17 protein-coding genes and 4 pseudogenes are annotated in these 22,518 nt (G+C 45.7%); 13 read left to right on the forward strand and 8 right to left on the reverse strand.

Going from position 1 to position 22,518, the window contains the following annotated elements:
• Nucleotides 1-58: 58 nt before the first annotated feature.
• The 3 genes from QUA50_RS25760 to QUA50_RS25770 form a co-directional block, all read right to left on the reverse strand.
• Nucleotides 59-2,998, reverse strand: a complete 2,940-nt coding sequence (locus tag QUA50_RS25760; RefSeq protein WP_333298935.1) for a PAS domain S-box protein — start codon at nt 2,996-2,998, stop codon at nt 59-61.
• Between the two features lie 489 nt (nt 2,999-3,487).
• Nucleotides 3,488-3,706: a hypothetical protein gene (locus tag QUA50_RS25765; protein WP_333208803.1), complete on the reverse strand. Its 219-nt coding sequence runs from the start codon at nt 3,704-3,706 to the stop codon at nt 3,488-3,490.
• A gap of 108 nt (nt 3,707-3,814) precedes the next feature.
• On the reverse strand, nt 3,815-4,204 hold the full coding sequence (locus QUA50_RS25770) for an AbrB family transcriptional regulator (protein ID WP_015179394.1): 390 nt from the start codon (nt 4,202-4,204) through the stop codon (nt 3,815-3,817).
• A 265-nt stretch (nt 4,205-4,469) separates the two neighbouring features.
• On the opposite strand from QUA50_RS25770, the gene QUA50_RS25775 reads away from it, so the two are divergent.
• The 4 genes from QUA50_RS25775 to pyrR all read left to right on the forward strand — a co-directional run bounded on the left by QUA50_RS25775 (nt 4,470) and on the right by pyrR (nt 7,483).
• On the forward strand, nt 4,470-4,913 hold the full coding sequence (locus QUA50_RS25775; RefSeq protein WP_190656033.1) for an Rrf2 family transcriptional regulator: 444 nt from the start codon (nt 4,470-4,472) through the stop codon (nt 4,911-4,913).
• A 37-nt stretch (nt 4,914-4,950) separates the two neighbouring features.
• Nucleotides 4,951-5,352, forward strand: coding sequence for a GFA family protein (locus QUA50_RS25780; protein WP_333268083.1), 402 nt, complete (start codon nt 4,951-4,953; stop codon nt 5,350-5,352).
• Nucleotides 5,353-5,461: 109 nt separating this feature from the next.
• Nucleotides 5,462-6,541: an adenosylcobinamide-phosphate synthase CbiB gene (cbiB, locus tag QUA50_RS25785; RefSeq protein ID WP_333268106.1), complete on the forward strand. Its 1,080-nt coding sequence runs from the start codon at nt 5,462-5,464 to the stop codon at nt 6,539-6,541.
• Nucleotides 6,542-6,949: 408 nt separating this feature from the next.
• On the forward strand, nt 6,950-7,483 hold the full coding sequence (gene pyrR, locus QUA50_RS25790; RefSeq protein WP_333268085.1) for a bifunctional pyr operon transcriptional regulator/uracil phosphoribosyltransferase PyrR: 534 nt from the start codon (nt 6,950-6,952) through the stop codon (nt 7,481-7,483).
• Between the two features lie 604 nt (nt 7,484-8,087).
• On the opposite strand, the gene ltrA is transcribed toward pyrR, so the two are convergent.
• Nucleotides 8,088-9,812, reverse strand: coding sequence for a group II intron reverse transcriptase/maturase (gene ltrA, locus QUA50_RS25795; RefSeq protein ID WP_333268087.1), 1,725 nt, complete (start codon nt 9,810-9,812; stop codon nt 8,088-8,090).
• A gap of 731 nt (nt 9,813-10,543) precedes the next feature.
• Here ltrA and QUA50_RS25800 point away from each other — a divergent pair.
• Together QUA50_RS25800 and QUA50_RS25805 are read left to right on the forward strand one after the other, a co-directional pair.
• Entirely contained in the window at nt 10,544-11,233 is a 690-nt protein-coding gene (locus QUA50_RS25800; protein ID WP_333268089.1) for a hypothetical protein, read from the forward strand.
• Between the two features lie 71 nt (nt 11,234-11,304).
• Complete coding sequence (locus QUA50_RS25805) at nt 11,305-12,756, forward strand: hemolysin family protein (protein ID WP_333268091.1); 1,452 nt, start codon at nt 11,305-11,307, stop codon at nt 12,754-12,756.
• A 33-nt stretch (nt 12,757-12,789) separates the two neighbouring features.
• Here QUA50_RS25805 and QUA50_RS25810 read toward each other — a convergent pair whose 3' ends face one another.
• Nucleotides 12,790-13,404 carry a hypothetical protein gene (locus QUA50_RS25810; RefSeq protein WP_333268093.1) on the reverse strand — a complete coding sequence of 205 codons (615 nt, stop codon included), beginning with the start codon at nt 13,402-13,404 and terminating at the stop codon, nt 12,790-12,792.
• Nucleotides 13,405-13,568: 164 nt separating this feature from the next.
• On the opposite strand from QUA50_RS25810, the gene QUA50_RS25815 reads away from it, so the two are divergent.
• Nucleotides 13,569-13,898 carry a hypothetical protein gene (locus tag QUA50_RS25815; protein WP_333268095.1) on the forward strand — a complete coding sequence of 110 codons (330 nt, stop codon included), beginning with the start codon at nt 13,569-13,571 and terminating at the stop codon, nt 13,896-13,898.
• Between the two features lie 140 nt (nt 13,899-14,038).
• Here the strand turns inward: QUA50_RS25815 and queC are convergent, their stop codons facing one another.
• Nucleotides 14,039-14,713, reverse strand: coding sequence for a 7-cyano-7-deazaguanine synthase QueC (gene queC, locus QUA50_RS25820; RefSeq protein ID WP_333268096.1), 675 nt, complete (start codon nt 14,711-14,713; stop codon nt 14,039-14,041).
• A gap of 244 nt (nt 14,714-14,957) precedes the next feature.
• Nucleotides 14,958-16,298, reverse strand: coding sequence for a cytosine deaminase (locus tag QUA50_RS25825; RefSeq protein WP_333268098.1), 1,341 nt, complete (start codon nt 16,296-16,298; stop codon nt 14,958-14,960).
• 317 nt (nt 16,299-16,615) lie between these two features.
• Between QUA50_RS25825 and QUA50_RS25830 the strand changes: the two genes are divergently transcribed.
• Nucleotides 16,616-17,518 (forward strand): class I SAM-dependent methyltransferase, encoded by a 903-nt coding sequence (locus QUA50_RS25830; RefSeq protein ID WP_333268100.1) that lies wholly within the window; start codon nt 16,616-16,618, stop codon nt 17,516-17,518.
• A 174-nt stretch (nt 17,519-17,692) separates the two neighbouring features.
• Here the strand turns inward: QUA50_RS25830 and QUA50_RS25835 are convergent.
• Nucleotides 17,693-18,962 (reverse strand): annotated as a pseudogene (locus tag QUA50_RS25835) (RNA-guided endonuclease InsQ/TnpB family protein).
• A gap of 69 nt (nt 18,963-19,031) precedes the next feature.
• Between QUA50_RS25835 and QUA50_RS25840 the strand changes: the two are divergent.
• The 5 genes and pseudogenes from QUA50_RS25840 to upp form a co-directional block, all read left to right on the forward strand.
• Nucleotides 19,032-19,436 (forward strand): annotated as a pseudogene (locus QUA50_RS25840) (GTP cyclohydrolase II); the annotation flags it as partial.
• A gap of 99 nt (nt 19,437-19,535) precedes the next feature.
• On the forward strand, nt 19,536-20,078 hold the full coding sequence (locus QUA50_RS25845) for a hypothetical protein (RefSeq protein ID WP_333268101.1): 543 nt from the start codon (nt 19,536-19,538) through the stop codon (nt 20,076-20,078).
• Between the two features lie 84 nt (nt 20,079-20,162).
• Nucleotides 20,163-21,245, forward strand: a complete 1,083-nt coding sequence (locus tag QUA50_RS25850; RefSeq protein ID WP_333268103.1) for an adenylate/guanylate cyclase domain-containing protein — start codon at nt 20,163-20,165, stop codon at nt 21,243-21,245.
• 64 nt (nt 21,246-21,309) lie between these two features.
• A pseudogene (locus tag QUA50_RS25855) lies at nt 21,310-21,864 on the forward strand (DUF1688 family protein); the annotation flags it as partial.
• Between the two features lie 108 nt (nt 21,865-21,972).
• Nucleotides 21,973-22,305: pseudogene (gene upp / locus QUA50_RS25860) on the forward strand (uracil phosphoribosyltransferase); the annotation flags it as partial.
• Between the last annotated feature and the right edge of the window lie 213 nt (nt 22,306-22,518).

A 22,518-nucleotide genomic window follows, 5' to 3' on the forward strand; every position in this document is an offset into this window, starting at 1 on the left:
CTTTTCACTCGCTCGCACGCTCTCGATCGCTTTCGCTACGTAACGTGCGATCGATTATTCAGCAAACCCTAATTAATTGCAATCCTTTATTTTGCGCTGGAAATTGGAACATATTTTGCACGTCGCCCACCAAGCGGTACAAGTCAAAGTTTTTGGCATTGAGTGTCATGCGCCCAGCTTCAATTTTAGATAAGTCTAAGACTTGATTGATCAGTTGGAGCAGGTGTTCTCCGCTGCGGCGAATAATTTGGATATTTTCTTTTTCCGCCAAACTTAAATTAGCGCTGGGTTCCATTAATTGAGCGAAGCCGAGAATGGCGTTGAGGGGGGTTCGCAATTCGTGGCTCATGTTGGCGAGAAAGAGGCTTTTAGTTTTGTTGGCAGCTTCTGCGGCTTCTTTGGCTTGTTGGAGTTCTTGTTCTGCTTGTTTGCGATCGCTCGTGTCAATGATTATGCCGTGCCAGACAATATCTCCATTTTCGCGCAATTCCGGTCGAGAATAACCTTGCAGCCATTTGAGTTTGCCCGATGCTGTAACAATCCGCCACTCATGGGAAAATAGTTCTAGATAAGTGGCACTTTTGACAATTGCCTCGAAGTGACTGGAGCGATCGTCCGGGTGCATTTGTTCGTAGAGTAAAGCAGAGTTGTTCTGGATTTCCTCCGGCTCTAATTCTTGAATTTCTCGGCATAGAGGACTGATATATTCCATCTTGACTGAACCGTCGGGATGCTGCACGAATATGTAAAGTTCTCCGGGAACAGTGTTCGCTAATTTGTGAAACAGAGCTTCGCTTTTTTGCAGGGCTAATTGTGCTTGTTTGCGATCGCCAATATCAATCCCAAATCCAAACAAGAAATCCAGGTTGCCACCTTCGTCGAGCACCGGTGTGCCGTGCCACTCCACTAACAAAGTCCGATCGTCCGAAGTGAGAATGCGATGTTCGTTAACCGTTTGCTCCCGCGCTGTTACGCCCGTAAAAATTGAATGCAATCCGGCTCGCTCCCTTGGGGGTACAAATGTAGCTAAGTAATCTTTGCCTGCAACTTCTGTAGCAGTATAGCCCACCGCTTCCAACATACTGTTATTCGCCAGCAGGATTTTACCCTCAGAGTCGATCGCCACAAAAAAAATCGGAGAATTTTCGATAATCTTTAAGTTAAAGTCGCGCTCTTGACGGATAATTTTTTCAGCTTGCTGGCGCTCCTCAATTTCGAGCTGCAAGCGGGCATTGATCGAGGCTAGCTCGATCGTGCGATCGACTACTTCAATTTCCAGGGTACGGTTGTAGTCAGCCAATATTTGCTCTGCCTGTTTGCGAGCCGTAATATCTTTAAAAACATTAAGAACATAAAGGATATTGCCCGCACCGTCAAACACCGGCAGCGCTCGCACTTCCAAACGAATATTTTTCCCGTTTCGGCGAATTTCCATATCTTCAGCAATCACCTCGATGCCACTCAACGCCCGTGCAAACGGCATTTGCTCGGCCGGGTACAGTTGATTAGTACCTGTTATATAAGTTTGATAAGCTTGTGGTAGCTCTTGTGCGGTAGCATCGGGCATTTCTCCCCTACCCAATATTTGCTCTCCCGCCGAATTCATGAAAATAACTGCGCCGCCCGGAGTCATCGCCGAGACTCCAACGGGCAAATTTTCTACCAGTTGGGCAAATTTTTCTTCACTTTCTGCCAAAGCTTGAAAAGACTGTTTCAGTTGAGCTGCCATCTCGTTAAAAGACTGGGCTAATTCGCCGACTTCCTCAATCCTACTGACAGCAACAGGGCGATCGAACTCTCTGGCGGCGATATCTTTAGCTGCTTCGTTAAGCCGCAGGAGCGGCAGCGTTACCCACCTAGCTGTCAGCACTCCAGCAATAGTCGATAGCAGCAGCGCCACCAAACAAAGTAAAATTGTAGTCTGGGTATTTCTGTTAATTTCCCCCATGAAATCGGATTCGGGAACTGCGATCGCAATCAGCCAGTTCAAACCGTAACTATCAGAAAAAGGCAGCACTTCCAAAAAATATTCCTGCCCGTCTCGGCTAAATTGCAGTTGCTGCCGCTGCTTAATCTCGCCAAAGCCCCCGAAGTGTTCGTACAAATATTTAGCTGCGGTGCGAATGATAGGAGTTTGGCTGTCTAAAACATTCACCCGCTGCAGTTGCTGCTTTCGGGACATCTTTCTAAAGGGTGATTCTTGACTTGAACTGGCAACCAGCAAGCCCGATCGTTCGATCGCGAAAATTTGTCCCGTTTTGCTAAGCTTGATGCGACGGAGATATTGCTGAAGCTCCGAGAGCGAAAAGTCTACGGCACAAACTCCCAGCAATTTACCATTTCGATCGCGAATCGGTTGGCTGGCAGCAATAAAAACAGTCCCAGGAGTAAAACCTCGATAAATACTCGTCCAAATCGGTTTGTTAGCGGAGACAGCTTCTTTGTACCAGGGGCGGAGACGGGCATCGTAGATTCCGGGTTCTGCCTTTAATTTAGCGGTGCGAGTGCCGTTGCCGTCTGTAGCGTAGTATATGTTCTGAAAGTTGGTAGACTTGTTCGCCGCGACAATTTGCAAGCTGTTGTCGTGAGGGTTGCGCCAAATGCCGAGATATTCTCCTGATTTTTCAGCACCGAAGGAAATCCATTGAATGCTTTTAAAAGATCGCATTTGCTGCCAGAGGAACTTCTCTCCCCGAGGCTGCGACTTTTCTAACTGTAAGTTTAATTCACCGCGCTCGATCGCCGAGGCGTTAAGTTGATTTACCCACTGGGTAGGTTCGAGAAAAGAAATCAGCTTTTCTTCAACTCTCTTTCCCGTCTCCGCGATCAATTTCTGGGCGAGCTCTTCGACTGCTTTGTCTCCGTTGCGAAAGGACAGATACCCGACAATCCCAACTGCTGCGACGATTTGCAGCACAAAAGAGGCCACTAGAAGGCGACGCAGGGGAATTTTTATTTGGTGTTGAGAAGTTTTGCTCGCGAATCGGGGCAACGGCATAGGCTGGTGACTAATTGCTCCCTAACACTTTAACTGTTCCAGCCTGTAATTTCACTTACGGGCGATCGAGGTGTTTCCTTGCCCTCAAAACCCCTCCCACACAGACACAACTCATGAGCAAGCACGAAACTTATACAATTTTAGATTTTAGATTTTAGATTTTAGATTAAGGATCGCGACTTAAATAACTTACAATTTTAATTGTTATTGTGGGATGGGCTCTTATAGCCCGTCCTTAAAAGACGGGCGGGACGCCCATCCCACTTTCAAGAGTGGAAGTTATTTAATTCTCATTCCTAAATAATTAGGGATGAATGAGGAAGCACGTGCTTTGGAGTTTGCCGACACTTGCATTATTTTTTTTTAATTTTAAACGGGTATTACGCACTCTTGGCCCAGAATACCTCCGCAATTTTCTTGCTTTGTTAGGTTTCGTAGCTCAACCTAACCTGCTTCTTGCCTGGAACCTCGACCATCGAAACTTAACATTCATCCGTTAAATGCGCTATACAATCCCTTGGTGAGCATCCATGCGTTACATCCGTTAAATCCCGTACACAATCTGCGGCAGAACTTCTCTTCAACAGCTACGCGGAAAATCCCCCGCTTGTCCAAACGGATATAGCGAGGGGCGAGAATAGGTATTCTCGCAAAATATAAAGTGGTGGCAGTGGCTTTTGTCGAGCCATTGCCATCTATAGAAGCCATAGTGTTTTAGGCTCACAGAAAGATTTCAGAGCCAATTCTCTGCTCGCAGTCAATGCTTGAAGTCAAACCAACCTGTTCAAGCAAGAAGTCAAAGCAAGTCGTAAAAGCCTAGGATTCTTCTTCTTCGCGATCGATTTGGCGCAGGTGAATGTGCTTGCGTCCCAGAGAGATTTCAAATTCATCTCCCGGCTGGAGTTCCATCTGTTTGGTGTAGGCCGCTCCAATCAGTAAGTTGCCGTTAGATTGAACGCTAATCCGATAGCTGGCAGAGCGTCCGCCGCGTCCGTTGCCGTTTTGCTTCCCGTCTAGCTGAATGCCTTCTGCATCAATCAGCGCATTCAGGAATTTCATCATGTTGACCCGTTCTACGCCGTTCTTGGTAACGGTATAGTAGCCACAGGCTCTAGCTTTTTCTTCCTTGGTAAGGTTCTCTAGGTCTTTGACCTTTTTGATCAGATCTTCGCCTTCAAGGGGTTCGATATTTTTCTTTTTAGCCATTTACTGAGTCCTGAAATATTCAACTGGTGTACGGATTTTTTCTCGGTAGGTTTTTGGTTTGACCAAGAAACTTTAGCTTTATAGCTGGTCGTAAAACTATATTACACCGATCGGCTCAATTGTTAACCACTATTATCTAAATATTTTTAACAACCTGCAGTCTTTCTTGAGGAGTAGCAGCAGCAGGTGCGAGCAATCTCTAAACTCGGTAGCATAAGCTATCACCTATCAGCTAGCTGAATATTTGCCCCGCTCTTAAAATCCCATGAAGTTAACCACACGCGGACACTACAGTGTCAAAGCATTACTGGATCTAAGTTTGCAACCTCGCTTCGGCCCGACATCGGTGAAATCGATAGCGAAGCGACAGGAGTTACCGGCTCCTTATCTAGAAAAATTGCTGATTGAAATGCGACGAGCCGGTTTAGTCCAATCAGTTCGGGGTGCCCAAGGTGGATATCAATTGGCCCGCCAGCCCGCTCAAATCTCTTTAGGACAAATCTTAGAGGCTGTAGGTGAAACTATTGAACCTTTACCTCGACATTTTCCCGACGCGACGCAAGCAGAGGACTGGGTAACATTCAGTTTGTGGAACCGATTGCACAAAAAACTTGCCGAAGCGCTGTACAGTATTTCCCTCGAAGACTTATACTATGATGTCCGCAGTTGGCAAGCGGCTCTTGGGGAAGAAACTAGCTTTATCATTTAAATGGTAAGTTCATTCATTCGATCGGCAGCAAGCATACATGGACGCAACACTTGTTACTTACTTTGGCGGCTGTCACTGCGGTGCTGTCCGCTTCCGTGTCGCCGTTGACAAACACCAAGCATCTGATTGCAACTGCTCTATCTGTAAAAAGAAGGGATTTTTGCACCTCATTGTGCCACCGGAACGTTTTACCTTGCTCAGTGGCGAAGATGTTTTGACAACCTATACATTTAATACAGGAACCGCTCAACATACTTTCTGCCGAATTTGCGGCATTCACTCGTTCTATCGCCCCCGATCGCATCCGGATCATTTCGATGTCAACGTCCGCTGTCTTGACTCAGATGCCATCAAACACTTTCAGATCCTACCCTTTGACGGTGTTAATTGGGAGGAGAACGTACACTTGCTCCGCGACGAAAGTAATCTCAGCAGTTAAAATTGCAGCTCAAAAATCTTGCGTCCGCAAGGGTAGGAGTAGTTAAAACCTCCGCTACCACTGCGCTCGCTCCTGCTCGGCGGGACTATCAAGTTTGACACAATATATAATGATGCCGGATGAATTTCCTGTTTTAATTTTAGCTGCGGTGTTGGATTATTCGATCGGCGATCCTTGGGGTTGGCCGCATCCCGTGCAGGCGATGGGTTGGGCGATCGACCGCTATACTAGACTTGTCTTTAATATATGGAATAATCCCGCAGGCAAAATGCCTGAAGCCGGGGATAGTCCCGCCAGCGATCGGCACAAACTCCAGCTACGATGCGCTGGTACAATACTAGCGATCGGGCTGATTGTAGGCAGTTATACTGTCAGTTGGTCGATCGTCCAAGCTGCTAGTTGGGTACATCCTCTTTTAGGTATTGCCATACAGACCATTTTGCTGGCAAGCTGTTTTGCAGGTCGCAGTTTGAGGGCGGCAGCAGAGGATGTGCTCGCACCTTTAAATGTTGGAGATTTAGTCAAGGCGCGAGAAAGGTTGAGCCTTTACGTCGGCCGGGATACCGAAAACTTATCCGAGCCAGAAATTCTGCGAGCATTGTTAGAAACTGTAACAGAGAATGCAGTCGATGGCGTGACAGCACCGCTATTTTATGCCTTACTTGGGTTCGCTCTGCCGCATCTATTATTAAGTGTTACCGCTGCGCCGATCGATCCTAACTCGATGTGGGTGAGTGCTATAGTCCCCTTGCCGATCGCTTACAAAGCCGCCAGCACATTAGATTCTACGATCGGCTACAAAGAAGCGCCATACACTGATTTAGGATGGTTTAGCGCCAAACTAGAAGACGTGCTGACTTGGATTCCTTGCCGGCTAACAGTGATTACTTTAGCCCTTATATCTGGCAAACCGATTTACATTTGGCAAATTTGTCAGAGAGATGCTGTTAAAGATGCCAGTCCCAATTCTGGTTGGAGCGAGTGCGTTTACGCAGCCATCTTGGGAGTGCAACTAGGAGGTACTAATTCCTATCGCGGAGTTCTCAAACACAAACCGCTGTTAGGCGAGCCGGTTCACCCGATCGCAGCGCCGCTAATTTGCCAAGCATTGCAATTAACTCGGTATTGCTTTCTGATTTGGTTGGGACTATCATTGCTTTTTTATACCTTATTATGTTTGAGTCGCTAACTGATGACCTCACCCGCACAGTCCAGGAGACATAAATAACGTATTTCTGTCATTGTTCGCGCTCCAAGCATTGCAATCGCAGCATCTGCTTTTCATCGGTTCCGGGTAAGCGCAGCAGAAGACAGATATAAGCCACCGACAGAAGCAAAAAAAGTTTTGACAATTCCCGCATCCAGGATACCCGCCACGCGATCGATCCGTCCAGAAATAAAAAACCTGTATCCGAGAAACTTGCCGAACGTATTTATCTCGCGCAAGTCAATGCTAAAATCTAAAATCTAAAATCTCAAATCGCGCAATCGATTGACCTTAGTTCAAAGCCCCAGATTCATCTGTCAAATCCATCTACAATCTCAAATCTCAAATTGTTCGATATGCCAACAGCCAACAATTAGCTCGCAGCAACCCATGACTAAAATTATCGAAATTTTATCCCCTGATGAAGTGAGGCGCACTCTCACCCGCGTTGCTTCCCAGATTGTCGAAAAATCAGGGAATCCCTCGGAGTTAGTGCTGTTGGGTATTCATAGTAGAGGAGTGCCTTTAGCTCAAATTTTGGCAGATCAAATTGAAGTCCTCGAACAAGTCAAAGTACCCGTGGGCGCTTTGGATATTACCTTTTACCGAGATGACTTGGATAGAGTTGCGATGCGGACACCGGCTAAAACAGAAATTCCTTTCGATTTGACGGGCAAAACCGTGGTGTTGGTAGATGATGTTATCTATAAAGGCAGAACAACTAGAGCGGCTTTGAATGCGGTAAACGATTACGGGCGGCCGGAGAAAATTTGGTTGGCGGTATTAGTCGATAGAGGCCACCGAGAAGTACCGATTCAGCCGGATTTTACGGGTAAAAAGTTGCCGACTGCAAAGGAAGAACAAGTTAAGGTTTACGTTCAAGATATCGACGGGCGCGACGGAGTGGAGTTAATTAAGGGATAATACGATTTTAGATTTTAGATTTGAGATTTTAGATTGGGCACAAATGACTGTTCGACTAAATTAGTATATTTTGGGCGGGCTAGGAGCAAAGTCCCCCCAAAAGATTGAGAGTCTTTGACGCACGGGTGGTCATCCACCGGGTTATTTCACAGCAATACTTCGGTGACGCCTGCTGAAACGGTAAAAAAAGCCGGTTTATCAGAGTCACAGCCTGCAGAAACCGGCTTTTTAGTGTCCTTACCGAATTTTTGGCCAAATAAACCAGGTTTCTACGAGAATATTGGCTTGAGCAACCAAGTACCTAGGAACTCAAATGTTGCACCATTCTCAATAAGCTTTTTATGAACAGGCTTTTCGGCCTGTTCCACAAGAAAATTCACTCTTTGTGGAACAGGCCGAAAAGCCTGTTAAGCGAGAATGGTCCAACATCTCAGTAGGAAGAAACCTGGTTTTTAGCCAGCGCTTGGAGCGTTGTGATTAATTTTAAATCGGCAGTGCAGGAGTTGAACCTGCCTGAGGCGAATTAGTTGCCTAAGAATAAGAGTTACCCCTTATACTCGGCTGCCAAACCGGACGTACACCTTTGGGCGTATCCGGCTTTACGTTAGATGGAATCTGTAATAGACCCCGCATTTTCCCGGTGGATAGCATCGTGGCAATATAGATGAACTAAAGTCTTATTTGACCTTTTGTTGTTGTTTCTATTGCCGTCGATGTGATGAACCTCAATGTAATCTTCAATGGTGAAAAGTTGTTGACAGTGTGAGCATCGACCCTTCTGGTTTTTTAGTCCGAATCGAATGTCTTTAGGTGTTAATGGGTGGTCGCCTCGACGCGTCGCCCAATACACCCAATCACCGTCATAAGGGCTTCTAGTGCCTTGTACCTTGGTGTAGTGTTTATACTCGAATGAGTACAACATTTCCACTAGGTAAAGATGATCCCCTTCTTTCCATCCAAAGTTCCACGACGATTCCTTGCTTTTGAAAAATATTCGCGAGCAAATATATCCATCCCCTCTTTGAGAAAACTTCTTTCTTCCCCAGTTCAAGTAAACCTTATACAGGCTATGTTGAACTTTTGAGAATACTTCGTGTGAATGACTCCCACTTTTGAAGTAATTTCCCCATCCTCGAATAAACCAGTTAAGGCTTTCAATCATTCGAGCTGGTTCTTGGGATTGTCCTTTGTTTAGTAGGGCTTTTAGATGGGATTGAAACTGTTTTATGGATTTGTCTGAAGGTAGCACTTTCGTGACCATCTCCAGGGATTCACCATTAGTATTCTTCCCCGCTCTGTTCTTCCCTCTAGAAAAGGATTGGATATGGAACCCTAAGAAGTTGAAACCTGGCTTTTCCCCTTCGTATTCCTCTAATGTGTGGCATAATCTGGTCTTTTGCTCGTTTAGCGAAAGTCCTATGTTTGCCATCCATTGTTTGGTCTTTTCGAGGGCTGCCTTGATTACTTCTTCTTCTTCGTGGAATATTACTAAGTCGTCGGCATATCTTATTACTCGTGCATCACAGTATTCCTTCATTTTCCCTTTGGGTTGACCTATTCTTGTCTTCCTTACGGGAAATTCGGATGAGATGTAGCTTTCAAAGCCATGTAAGGCTATGTTTGCTAGTAATGGTGATATGACGCCGCCTTGTGGGGTTCCTGATACTGTTTTGTGAAATACATCACCAATTAGGACGCCTGATTTGAGCCAAGCTCTTATCTGCTTTTCCATGTCTGGAAATGTTTTCAGTTTTTGTATCAGAGCCTCGTGGTCAATATTATCAAAACATCCTTTTAAGTCAGCATCTATTAGATACTTGGGCTTTTTTCGGATGTTTAGTTCGATTGCCTCTATGGCATCATGACAACTTCTACCTGGTCGAAATCCATAGGAATTCGGTTCAAATAGTGCTTCCCATTCAGGTTCCAAAGCTAACTTTGCTAATGCTTGTTTTGCTCTATCTTCTATCGTGGGAATACCTAGAGGGCGAGTCTCCTGTTTACCCGGTTTGGGAATTTCCACCCTTCTCAAAGGAGCGCTTTTGCCGTCTAGTCGTAACTGTTCGGCTAATTCTATCCTCTGTTGGGGAGTTAGAGATTTAACTCCGTCAATTCCTGCCGTGCGTTTCCCTTTGTTCTCTTGCGTTACGCGACGGACTGCTATCAGTCTGGCGCTGAATGAAGAAATCAGGGTTTTTTGGAGTTTGACCACGAGTGGTTTGTTTCCACTTTTGGATGCTTCGTAAATCTTCGTCTGTAGCTTTATCACCTTTGTCTGGATTTCACTCCAAACTATAGATGACCATTCCGCTTCTAGAGCCTTGGACATAGCCGACCTACGTGATTTACATCTTTCTAACGTTCAATCTTTTGGCGTATCCCACACATTACATGAGGGCTTTTGCTTGAGATTGAATCCTTCACATCCTCGATTTACCTAGCTGGTAATCCCCGTTAGGGGCTTAAATCTTAGATGTTTCCCTCTTATCCTGTACCGGGCATATATGACGATTTAGGTGCCTGCTTTCTCCAGATGGGATTTATTGGATCGTCTCTAGGGTACTCAAAACCTAGTTTCCTTCCCATGTGTCCTTTTGAACCCAGCGTATCATTCCATTTCGCTGGTGCATCTGACTGGAGTTGGTAATGCAGGTTCACTTTCGTTCACCTTGTCGTCTCCCTCCCCTAACTACTGTGTGTGGATTCACTTAGTAGATGGGTTTTATCTCTAGCTTATAAATCCTGGGTGTTGCTACTTCCCAAAACCGAGATATGGAGTCCCCAGACGAATATGGGGGATGGATTTGCACCATCATGCCCGATAGGCATCGAGTCGCACTGAGTTCGCTGCCTAAACCGCTCGGCCAACTGCCGTTAAGTCGATTTGTTCGACCTAACTCAAAATGAATTATAACATAATTTCTCAGTCCGTGCTAGAACTAGAGAACAAAAATCAAAATCTTTAGATATGCTGAGTCCGCGATCGCCTGTTAGCCAATGTTAGGCAAGCCGATCGACCGGACAAAGCAGTTTCTAGGACTCGGCATAAACTTATAGGCAATGGCAGTGAATTCGACGGTAGTTCTGACTCTAATTCTGCTCGCTCTCATGTTTGGAGCAGGCGTGACGAGTTCTGTTTGGGGATTTACTATAGGTCGCGAAGCCTTGCAAGGAACGACTCAACCCGATGTTCGTCCCAGCAACAATGCTGGCAGCGGCAAGCCGGGAACGAAGGCTAGCAAAGACCAAGTGAGCATTTTGAAAGAAAAAGACATTCTCACAACCGTCAAAGCACGGATAGAAGGTCGCGATCCCGAAAAAACGGTCGGGGCAAATACTAAAACAGAGAAGGCAAGCTCTAAACCAGCCTCCGCCAAAAAACCGGCGGCACAAAATGCCAGCGCCAAGTTTCCCCTGAACAGTCGCGACGGGGGAATAACTCTGGAAGTGAGCGCGGCCAGTCAGCGCAACAATTCCATGCTGCTAGACGTGAGCATGAAAAATGAAGGCTCCCAAGCTGTGAGGTTTCTCTACAGTTTCTTGAACGTGACTGACGATCGCGGCCGGGCCCTGAGCGCGACTGCCGAGGATTTGCCGTCGGAACTGCCCCCCAACGGGCAGGTGTATTACGGTACGGTGAGTATTCCCACAGCTTTGCTGGAAAATGCTAAGGAAGTTTCGCTGACGCTGACAGATTATCCAGGTCAAAAACTTCAGTTGCAAATATCTGGCATTCCAGTGGCGAAGTAAAACAAAATGAGCAAAACCTCCAAAGGTATTGTCACGTTTGTTCGATCGAGAAAGTTTTTTTAGGGAGCATTGTGTCACTTTTAGGGGCGAGAGTGCAGGAGATATCTGATTTACCCGCGATGAGTTGGACAGAGGTGCTGTCGCGGTTGCTGTCAGTGCTGTTGCTGATTGCGATCAATGCTTTTTTTGTGGCGGCTGAGTTTTCGATGGTGACGGTACGCCGATCGCGCATCAATCAGTTAGTGGACGCTGGCGACGTTGCAGCTTTAACTGTGCAATCTTTGCAGCAAAGTATTGAGCGATTGCTCTCGACAATGCAGTTGGGAATCACTCTTTCTAGTTTAGCTCTCGGCTGGATTGGGGAAAGTACGATCGCCGTGCTAGTGAGAATGTCGATCGGCTATTTGCCGCTGCCAATTTACATCAAGTCGGCGATCGCCCATTCTTTTAGCATATCAATAGTAACTTTTTTGTTGCTAGCTTACGTGCAAATCGTACTGGGCGAACTCTTTCCCAAATCTGTAGCGTTGCTGTATTCCGAACAGCTAGCGAGAACTTTAGGGCCTCCGAGTTTATTGATTGCCCGTTTGTTCAAGCCCTTTGTGTCGTTTCTCAATCAATCTACTCGATCGCTCTTGCGGTTTGCGGGCATCGAATACGATCTAAGGCACCGACCGGTTACTCCCGAAGAACTGCAATTAATTATAGCTACCTCCAGCGAATCCAGCGGCCTGGAAGCAGAAAAGCGAGAATTGCTCAACAACGTGTTTGAATTTGGCGAAGTTTGGGTAGAAGAAGTGATGGTGCCGAGGCCTAGCATTGTCGCACTTCCCAAGACGGCCACCTTTCAAACTTTGCTCGATGAAATGGCGATTTCTCACCATTCCCGCTATCCCGTGACGGGAGATTCTTTAGACGACATTATCGGCATTATTGGCTTCAAACAACTTGCGAAACCCCTAGCTGAAGGTTTGCTATCTCCCGACACGCCAATTTTACCTTGGATGCGTTCGGTGAGGTTTGTTCCGGAGATGATGCTGCTGGGGGAACTGCTGCCTTTGATGCAGAGTTCGTCGGAAGAAATTGCGATCGTTGTCGATGAATTTGGCGGCATTTCCGGTTTAGTAACGCTGAGGGATTTGATAGCCGAAATTATCGGCCGCAGCTACGAGTCACGCGACAGCAAAGAAATAGCTTTGCAAGTATTGGACGATCGCACTTTTTTAGTGCAAGCGCAGTTAAATGTAGATGATGTGAATCAAATATTGAATTTGGATTTGCCAGTAACTGACGAATATCAGACAATTGGAGGTTTTCTGAGTTATCAGTTGCAAAGAATGCCGGCTGCTGGGGAAGTTTGGCGGGGCGAAAACGTGGAACTTACGGTTGTTTCTGTGTCCGGGCCGCGGTTGGATCAACTTCAAATTCATTTGTTGGAAGAGGCTGCGGGCGATCGCACTTTAGGTGCAGTTGCAGCAGCCGACGGGCAAGTTGTGAGGAAAGGCGAAAGAATAGCGGGTTGAAAGGTGTGGCGAAATTTTCGAGTTCAGAATTTTTTAGTTAATGCCTATATAATCTACTCGCTCGAAGTCGCTGCGTACTAAATCATCTAACGTCGGGCCTTTGGGGCGTAAATTAATGCGATCGCCAGCCTTCACATTTTCGTAATATACGAAGGGAATATAGATATCTTGCTCCTCCATAAAAGCGAAAGTAAAGTTGAAGGCATCGTCAATGTCCTCAGCTTTAACCTCACGAAAGTCAGAGAGGAACAGGAGATCCATTTCTTCCTCAAAGTACAGCATCTCCGCAAATGCACCTCTGTCGTAGCAGTTATAACCAATATAACCGCAAGTGTCGCTGCATTTGTAGTAGATGGCGCGAGTGGATAGGAACCAGGAAAGGGTGATAGCATCTCCTTCTCCAAATACAAGGGAACCGGGATGATGATTCAGTTGCTCAACGATTGTCCAAGGGTGTCCTCGGAATTGAAATACAATATAGCTTTCGGTGGTAATTTCGATTTCGCGATCGTAGATATCCCGTTCCCAGACATCCGCACGTCTCGCCCTACTGAACTTTTCCGCCACTGACTCAATAGGAGCCCGAACGAGAAGTAGATTTTGGTTTCTGTCAATTGTTTCAATACCTCGGCGCTCTTCAATAGACATATCTTTTAGCTTGCGAAAAACAATCAATAATTAGTCTACCTCTTTTTCAGACTGTAGCGAATACCCAGGAATAACCAGGGTGCTTTATACTTGATTCATCAGGTCAAGTCAACAGACTCGATCCTTTATGCAAGCGAGATGAACAGCAGAAATTAAGGAATGCGATGAAAGCTCAAGAACTTTATCAACAAGGATTCGACCTCGGTCGCAAAGAACTGTATAAGGAAGCTGCTGAAGCTTTTACTCAAGCAATTAATCTCAATCCTGACTTTGTAGAAGCTTATATTATCCGTGCTCGTATTCGATCTGTAATTGGAGAAAAACAGGGTGGAGTGGAAGATTTTCAGAAAGCTATAGATATCTACAGGGCTAGAGGACAATCGCAAATAGCTGATATGCTTTTAGTGCCATTGAATTCGCTGCAAAATGAAATTAAGTTTGAACAGGAAGACCAGGGTCAACCGGAAGTTGAGGATGAGCCGAAAGCTAAATAAGCAGCCTGCTGGTTCAAAACTAACAGTCTTGGACGCACTGCGATGCTTAGATAGAAACCGGGTTTTTTACCGTTTCGGCGGGCGGAAGCGAAGTAGACGCGAAAAAACTCGGTTTCTGGGCCGTCACGCGTAAGTCATATTTAAGCGTAAGGCACCGGATCTTTTAATCCCAATTCCTCAAAAGCCGCCAGCCGCAACCGACAAGAATCGCAAACGCCGCAGGCATTTTCGCCGCCTGCGTAGCAAGACCAAGTTTGCTCCCAAGGCACTCCTAATTTGTTGCCCAATTGAATAATTTCTGTTTTTTTAAGTTCGATCAAAGGTGTTATAATATTAATAGCTTCTCCTTCCATTCCCTGCTTTGTTCCTAACCGAAATACTTCCTGCATTGCTTGGATGTAATCGAGGCGGCAGTCGGGATAGCCGGAATAATCTAAAGCGTTGACACCGATGTAAATTCGCTGAGCTTTTAGAGTTTCTGCGTAGGCAAGGGCAAAGCTGAGAAAGATAGTATTTCTAGCTGGAACGTAGGTAGTGGGGATGTTTTGAGACATTTCTGCAAGATTGCGATCGCGAGGCAATTCCATCTCATCATCCGTCAAAGCGGAACCGCCCCAAAGCGTTAGGTCAAAGTTTACTATCTGATGCGCCTTAACACCGGCCGAAAGTGCGATCGCCCGTGCTGATTCCAACTCCCGCCTGTGTCTTTGCTTGTAGTCAAAGGAAATAGCGTAACACTCGCAGCCGTCGGCTTTGGCTTGATACAAAACTGTTGAGGAATCCAGCCCTCCCGACAATAAAATAACTGCTTTCACTTAAAAAATCCTCGATGGAATTAGCTTTTATCTTTATATCAAATTAGTTGCAAATTGACAATATACCAAGGCTAAATGATTTTTGAAACATACATATTACACGATTGTCAAGAACGGGCAAGATGCCCGTTCCACAAAACTCAATTAACTGGTTCCCGGCTCTGCCTAGTAACGAGTAGAAAGAAAATTCATCTTTTGTGTGTGGAACAGGCATCTTGCCTGTTCTTGATATTCGTACAAAATGTCAGATTTCAGTTGCTAATAAATCATCGAGTTCGCGGTAATCGGGCAAAGTTGTATCAATTTCTTTACCCTGCCGCAAGACTGTGCGATCGCCCTGCGCTCTAGATAACAATTCGCTGAAATTCCGCGCCTTAAACAAAATCAAATCTGCTGGTAAACCCACTGCAATTCGTCCTAAATTCGGCAATCCCATTAAATCTGCTGGAGTCTTTGTTACTGAACAGGGCGAGTCTCCATAAGGTCTATCTAAATGGGCGATGCGGACTGCCATATTAAAGACTTCCAAAACATCGTGATCGCCAAACCCGTAAAACGGATCGCGACAATTGTCGCTAGCAACTGCAACGGGAATTCCGGCTGCTTTGAGTTCGTGCAGCAGCGTGACTCCCCGCCAGCGCGGTGTACGCCCAGATTCTCGGTCTTGCAGGTAAAGGTTGCACATCGGCAAGCTGACAATGCCGATATTTGCTTCCTTGACTAATGCGACGGTTTCTGTTACTAATTCTGGCGGTTGTACGGCTAAACTACAGCAGTGCCCGCAGATTATTTGACCGCTAAATTCATGGCGGATGGCGGTTTTTGCGACTTCCCGCAGTGTTACTGAATCTGGATCGTCGTTTTCGTCGGTGTGGAAGTCGAGGTTTAAATTTCGTTCTTTGGCTAAGGCAAAAACCCGATCGAGTTGTTTGTCTAAGTCGGGGTTGATATAGGCGACGCCGCCGAGTATACCGCCGATTTCGGCTATGCGATCGGCTAATTTTTCGCCTGCTGGTGTCAGGAAATAGTCGAGGGAAACCAGGGAAACTGCTTGCAAAATCAGCCGATCGCCCCATTCGGCTTGCAGCGCTTCAAATACTTCCAAACTAACGGTTCCCTGTTCCCCTGCGCTGTCGATGTGAGTGCGGATGGCTTTGGTTCCGTGGGCGTAGCTGCATTTGAGGCCGAACTCCATCCGCCGGTAAACATCCTCTGCATTCCAGTTTTTTTCGGCATCAGCGCGTACTGTGTCGATCGCGCTGGCAAAAGTTCCATCGGGATTGGGTGATCGTTCCCAAATGTGGCCTTTGTCTAAATGCGCGTGCATATCCACAAAACAAGGCCAAACTAACCCGCTGTGCAAATCTACAACTGGGATATCTCCATAGGAGGATACAGGTTTTGTACCTGGTGGAGTAATTTGGGCGATCGTCCCTCCTGCAATTTCGATATCCACCAAACAAAAATCGTTCTCATTCCCCGTTATTGCGACAGTAGAAGCTGAGGGGGCGAGCGATTTCATCTCTAGAAGAGAGGCAGGTACGCGACTATTTTTGAGCAAATAATTAGATGTACTTGGCAACATTAATTTTGTGAGTTAGTATTTTTGTAAGAATTTAGCGCAACCGCAAAAACGCTACCGACAATCATTGTCTGTTGAGCGTCGGTTGTCTTATCGGTAACAAATGCTACCTTCTCAGTCTAACCATTTAGACATAAAATTGTACAGCGCCGCTTAATCGGGGGGCGAGCGCCAACAACCCAAGCATCTACAAATAATAATTCGCAAATCAACCTAGTTTCGATGTGCTTGCAGGGGTGTACTCTACCAGCTCAGCTAATGGTAATAAATTGTGGTCGTTCCACTGCCCTTAGCAACTGTACAAATCGTTAAACTCTACCATGCAAAAATTTACAAATTGCCCAGTTTGCAGCTCCCAAAAAATCAGCTTCCAGTACACAGCCGGGACAGCCCGCCAACCAAAAGAGGCTCCTAAATGGTCAGTTTACGGATGCGAAGATTGTGGCTTAGTATTCGTAAATCCCCGCCCGACATGGGATGAACTGAGCGATTATTACCCCGAGGGCTGGCAGTGCTACAACACTTACGTACCAGAGGAAGAAGACGTAGTAAAACAAGCCAAAAAACTCAATGAATACCGACACATTCCTATCCCTGTAGGCAAGCGGCTGTTAGACGTGGGATGCGGCGGAGGTTCCATTATCCAAGTCTTCAAAAAACTCGGAGTTGAGGTAGCAGGAATTGAACCTAGCTCCTCAGCAGCAGCAGCAGCCCGCGAATGCGGTGTCGATGTTTTCACCGGCACTGTAGAAGAATACGTTGCAGAAAAAGGTACTGACGAAAAGTTTGATGTCATACTCTGTTCCCACGTTTTGGGAGCAACGCCTTGGCCGGCAGAAACACTCGATTGCATGAGGCAATTGCTGGCTCCAAACGGTTACATTTGGGTGGCTGTACCGAACGCGGACAGCCCATACGCGCGGCAACTGGGCTGGCGCTGGCACAGCACCGATTATCCCTACAATCTGATCGGTTACACTCCAAAAACTTTGGCTCTAGCCGGGGAAAAGGCAGGTTTGGCAATTCAGCGAAATTACACATACTGTTTGCCGGATGCCCTTCGTTACTCTATCTGTTTGTGGCAGCGCTATCGGTGGTTTGTACCGCACAAAGTTACCCGCTTCTTCCTTTCTGACGAAGGTGTTGAGCGCATGGCTAAGGAATTGGACTCGCGCGGCGAAGGTGAGGCAATTATCATGGAGTTTTGCCATCCTCAAACCTGAGATTAAGACGTTTTTACCAACAGTATTTGATTTGAGATAGGAGATTTGAGATTGACTGCACCTCGGCGGCCCTGAATCTCAAATCTTTTTTTTTCGCGCATCTCTTAAAACTTCACACTTGCCGTTTGGCAGTTGTGCTGTCTTTGGTGTTGGCTATAGCTGGTAAAAGTATAGTCATTTATAGACATGGGAGGCTTCAAGTCCCTCCCCTTTCACTTTTACTTTGAGCGGATTAACCCGCCTCGGCCCAAGTACGGAGCTCTCTATCAAGAAAGCTGAAGGCATTGGGGATTGCTTTTCTGAGAATGTTATACGAAGCATTCACATCGGAATTAATTAGCTGACCAGTCGATGTTTTGTACAAACCCCGCTTAATCCGCTTACCAGTAAACACAGGCTCTTTTTCTGTTTTTCCATAAACAGGAATTGGGTCTAAACCTAAAAAACTGGATCGGGATGTGTAGGATTCTTCCGGCAGAATTACTGTGATTCCCACCAAGCGAGCTTTGTATTCTAACATCTCAATTAATCGAGAGTGAGGAATCTTGACAAAGTTTTGATTGGTTTGCTTCCCTAACTCGATTTCTGTTTTCCACTGCGCGTTCTTCCCAATTACTAGCGTCCCAATCTGCTTGGTGAGCAAAAGGTTAATAATTAGACGGCTAGCATGATGTAAGTAATTGTCAACTTTTTGATTGCGACAGCGAGTTAAGCGCTGAATCAGGGGTGATGTTTTGCGATTTCCTTTGAACTGGGATTGCAATCTTGAAGAGCGCTTGTTGTAGAACTGGTTAATTGATTTCAATGGTCGCCCGTTAATCAACAAAGGGGTAAAACGCGGTTGATTTGAAGTTAACGCCACTAAATTGTCCAGCCCTAAATCAATAGTAGCTACAGAGTTTGCGTTGCCCGGGGTGGACTCCGGTTCATCATAAATCACCTCAATCACATAGGAATCACATTTCGGAACCAGCCTGACTTGGCAAACCTGGTCGGGATTGACTTTGGTTTTAATTGAAAGTTCAGTGCCGGAAAGTTTAATGATTCCTTTCTTCAACTGTTTGCTACTAATCGCTTGAATCGTGTAGGCGAGAAAATTTCGCCCTTTGACCTTATGTTTGTACTTGGGAATTTTCGGGCGATTAGTGAACTTAGAGCAATCAACTTTGTAAGATTTAAATGCTTCAAAAAACGATTTCCAATTTTTGTCTTGCACCATCAATATTTGCTGACTTACTTGAGCAGGCAAAGCCTTGTATGCCTCATGAGACTTCATCAATCGGTTCATTTCGTTGTAATTGACATACCCCCATCCATAAATAAAACTCTGACGAATGACGTAATTGGCGGCATTGTAGAGGTTTTTCGACTTGAAAGCTAGTTCGTCTATTTGGGCGAAACGGTGTTCCGTCGATTTAATGATGTGCCTCTCTGTTAGCGGCATTTGAGACTTGCGTTTTTTGGGCTATGCGTATTCCTTGTTCAACACTCATAGCGAAGCGAAGTTTATACTTCATTTCTCCAGCAGGGATACGATATTCGCCGGACAATTGCTGTCACTAAAGCTCACATGAATATGCCAGAATTGCAAGAGGCAATCGCGTCGGGGCGGGTGCAAATTGATGGCAAAATAGTCAAAGCAGGTGGCAATTTAGCAGTAACTAAAATTGCGATCGACCCGGTGTGGTATTGGCCGGGAATTGCTCGGCGGATTGGGGCCCAAGAAAGCGTTCTCCGCCGTGTCCTGTTCGAGCAAACAGTCGGAATCTTCTCGGATTTAGTGACGCGGCCGGACTTGCACGTTTTCTTGCCGCCAATTGGCAGAACTACGGTTTATATTATTGGCGATGTCGCAAATATTTCTGACAATTCCCGCATCCAGGATACCCGCCACGCGATCGATCCGTGGAGAAATTAAAAACGTGTATCCGAGAAACTTGCCGAACGTATTTATCGGTGGGGTCAATGCTTCTATTCTAAAATCTAAAATCTAAAATCGATTGACCCGGACAAGCAGTTGGCGGTACGGGTACAGGATGAATGCAACGGTTCTGATGTGTTCAGTTCGGATATCTGCACTTGTCGCCCTTATTTGGTACACGGGATGGAAATTTGCATCCAAACGGCACAATCCGGCGGTTCTGGGGTAATAGTTTACTTCCGCAAGGAAGGGAGAGCTTTGGGGGAAGTGACTAAGTTTTTGGTGTACAATGCCAGAAAACGGCAGGAAGGCGGCGATCGCGCTGATGCCTATTTTGCTCGCACTGAATGTGTTGCGGGAGTTCAAGATATGCGGTTTCAAGAACTAATGCCAGACGTGCTGCACTGGTTGGGTATCTCTCGCATTGACAGTTTAGTTTCTATGAGCGATATGAAATACAATGCGATTATCAATTCTGGCATTCAGGTGGTCGATCGCATCCCCATTCCCGAAGATTGGATTCCCGCAGACGCACAAGTCGAAATCGTCGCCAAAAAAGCCGGCGGCTACTACACGCCTGACCCTGGGTCAGATGCTACAATTCTTGTAGAAGCGATCGGACGCGATTTAGGAGATTGAGAGGGCTAAGACGCGATCGGACGCGAACTATCGCGTCTGGGCCACATAAAATTATTGCTGGTTTTTGATCAGTCAGGGTAGGTTATGGCTAATTTGCGTTCTACTGTGATCGTAAAAACAGATATTTGCGGATATACCGCCAGAGTCAAAAAATTATCTCAGTCGGACTTAAGTAGTTTGTTAAATGAGCATAAAACTTTTGTTTCAGATATTAGCGCCAGAAATGAAGGCAGCGTGATTAAAGGGGAAGGTGATTCATTTTGGATAATCTTTCCCAGCGTCACAGCCGCGGCTGTGGCTGCGATAGAAATGCAGCAAGAATTGAGAGCGCAACAATCTAGCAAAGCGAACGATGAACGAGTTGCTATTCGCGTGTCGATTACATTAGGAGATGTCTTGCATCAAGATAAAGATATCTTTGGCGATACGGTGAATTTAACAGCGCGCATAGAATCAGTAACTCCGCCGGATGAAATATATTTGTCCCAAGCAGCATGGCTGGCGCTCAACAAAGCAGAAGTGCAAACATCTTTTGTCAACGAGTTTTCTTTGAAAGGGATGAGCGAACCTGAAAAGGTCTACAAAGTTGACCAAAGTTACAAAACGCGAATCATCAAAAATCAAGCAATAATTAAAGCAGATTTGAGAGGTTTTATAGCTTATCAAGAATCTAATTCTATCAAAGATGTGGAATATTTGCTCACCAACTTTGATACTTTTGAAAAAACAATTTGCGAAGAATACGGCGGCACAATTCGGAGTATTGTTGGAGATTCGCATTTGTTGACTTTCCCGGAAGCTCACTCAGCCTTAGCGGCAATGGAAAGTCTGTGCGAGAATTGGAAACTTTTTATTCACGCCAATCAAATACCTTGCGGCTTGTCGGTGGGAGTTGCTAAGGGAAATTTATATATATTTCGGTCTTGCACTTACGGAAAAGATATTAACATAGCCGACAGGCTGGAAGATTTAAGTAAAATAGTATCTCCAGGTACAGAAAGAAATTCAGTCATAGTTTCCGATCACATAAAACGCGAAGTCAGCGGATCGAAGTGGGAATATAAGCTGATCAAAATCGATAAAAATGCGATTTTAGATAATCTTTTAGATTACAGTCAGTTTGACTTTTTTCAAGAGAACGATGTTTACCGCTGTTTGGTTGTATGAAGTTGCACAATAGTGAACTTGAGACTGTAGAATATCTGAGAACGCCGGCTGCCCTACGCCAACAGTGCGATTCCCTACCCTATCCTACGGGGAACGGGAACCCACGCGCGTTCGGGATAGCTTCGCTTCACGGCTTTTTGATTTAGCCCGCCTTGACAAACTCCGCTACTTCCGCGTCGATTTATCCCAACTCGACAAAGCAGCAAATTATGTGATTGATACAACGCGCCAACAGTATCCCGATTTTAACATTCCCTTTCACAGTCGCTGGCGACATTTTGAAGCTGGCAAGCTGTCGCGACTCGCCGAATTGGATGCAGCAATAGCAGAATTTGCACTCATAGAGCAAGCTAAAATCAAATTTGATTTAGCAATTGTCAGCGTTTTGCTCGATGCCGGTGCTGGTGCAGATTGGCAGTATTGCGAATCCGAAAGCGGACAGGTTTACCGCCGTTCTGAAGGGTTAGCAATAGCCAGCTTGCGGATGTTTTGTCAAGGTGTTTTTTCCAGCAATCCCGATTTTCCTTGGCAAGCTGATTATCGAGCACTTTCTCAGTTAAAACTAGAAACCTTAGCTGCGGGATTTCAGGTAAGTCGAGACAATCCGCTAGTTGGTTTAACAGGCAGATTAGAATTATTGCAGCGTTTGGGAAATGCGATTTGCCAGCATCCATCCAAACAGCGGGCTAGAAGATTGTGTGTACTACATATACATGGAATATGCTGTATTGGTTTGTACCGCGATCCGACTACTCGGATGGCGATCGAATATTATTTCAAAGTTCCCCAGGATATCGAACAGCGAGATGTTTTAATTGTCGATCCGATGCTGGCTACTGGTAATTCAGCAGTGGCGGCAGTGGATAGGCTGAAAGAAGTTAATCCGAAGTCTATTAAATTTTTGTGCTTGCTAGGGGCACCGGAGGGAGTGGAGCACTTTCACGAACAACACCCTGACGTGCAGATTTATACGGCTGCTGTTGACGAGTGTTTGGACGAGCACGGCTATATTGTACCCGGATTGGGAGATGCGGGCGATCGACTTTACGGCACTTTGTGAATTCAATAAAATTATTTTCTGCTGTATATGCCAATACATTCATTTAAAAATAAGTTTACTAATATAAGCAGTGGTTTGATAGTGCGATACAATGTAAATTGTAAAAATTTAATGTCAAGAAAAGCCTATATATAACACAGGGTAAACGCATCTAAATTAATTTGACAAACACCTAAATTTGTGCATTACTAAATAACTAAAAAAAACTTTTAA

Origin of the sequence: Microcoleus sp. M2_D5 (genome assembly GCF_036701935.1) — a bacterium.
In the GTDB taxonomy this organism is placed as follows: domain Bacteria; phylum Cyanobacteriota; class Cyanobacteriia; order Cyanobacteriales; family Microcoleaceae; genus Microcoleus.

Excerpts from the sequence above, each read along its gene's own strand:
- QUA50_RS25760 (WP_333298935.1), bottom strand. The coding sequence starts at position 2,998 with ATGCCGTTGCCCCGATTCGCGAGCAAAACTTCTCAACACCAAATAAAA.
- QUA50_RS25765 (WP_333208803.1), bottom strand. The coding sequence starts at position 3,706 with ATGGCTTCTATAGATGGCAATGGCTCGACAAAAGCCACTGCCACCACT.
- QUA50_RS25770 (WP_015179394.1), bottom strand. The coding sequence starts at position 4,204 with ATGGCTAAAAAGAAAAATATCGAACCCCTTGAAGGCGAAGATCTGATC.
- QUA50_RS25775 (WP_190656033.1), top strand. The coding sequence starts at position 4,470 with ATGAAGTTAACCACACGCGGACACTACAGTGTCAAAGCATTACTGGAT.
- QUA50_RS25780 (WP_333268083.1), top strand. The coding sequence starts at position 4,951 with ATGGACGCAACACTTGTTACTTACTTTGGCGGCTGTCACTGCGGTGCT.
- cbiB (WP_333268106.1), top strand. The coding sequence starts at position 5,462 with ATGATGCCGGATGAATTTCCTGTTTTAATTTTAGCTGCGGTGTTGGAT.
- pyrR (WP_333268085.1), top strand. The coding sequence starts at position 6,950 with ATGACTAAAATTATCGAAATTTTATCCCCTGATGAAGTGAGGCGCACT.
- ltrA (WP_333268087.1), bottom strand. The coding sequence starts at position 9,812 with ATGTCCAAGGCTCTAGAAGCGGAATGGTCATCTATAGTTTGGAGTGAA.
- QUA50_RS25800 (WP_333268089.1), top strand. The coding sequence starts at position 10,544 with ATGGCAGTGAATTCGACGGTAGTTCTGACTCTAATTCTGCTCGCTCTC.
- QUA50_RS25810 (WP_333268093.1), bottom strand. The coding sequence starts at position 13,404 with ATGTCTATTGAAGAGCGCCGAGGTATTGAAACAATTGACAGAAACCAA.
- QUA50_RS25815 (WP_333268095.1), top strand. The coding sequence starts at position 13,569 with ATGAAAGCTCAAGAACTTTATCAACAAGGATTCGACCTCGGTCGCAAA.
- QUA50_RS25825 (WP_333268098.1), bottom strand. The coding sequence starts at position 16,298 with ATGTTGCCAAGTACATCTAATTATTTGCTCAAAAATAGTCGCGTACCT.
- QUA50_RS25830 (WP_333268100.1), top strand. The coding sequence starts at position 16,616 with ATGCAAAAATTTACAAATTGCCCAGTTTGCAGCTCCCAAAAAATCAGC.
- QUA50_RS25850 (WP_333268103.1), top strand. The coding sequence starts at position 20,163 with ATGGCTAATTTGCGTTCTACTGTGATCGTAAAAACAGATATTTGCGGA.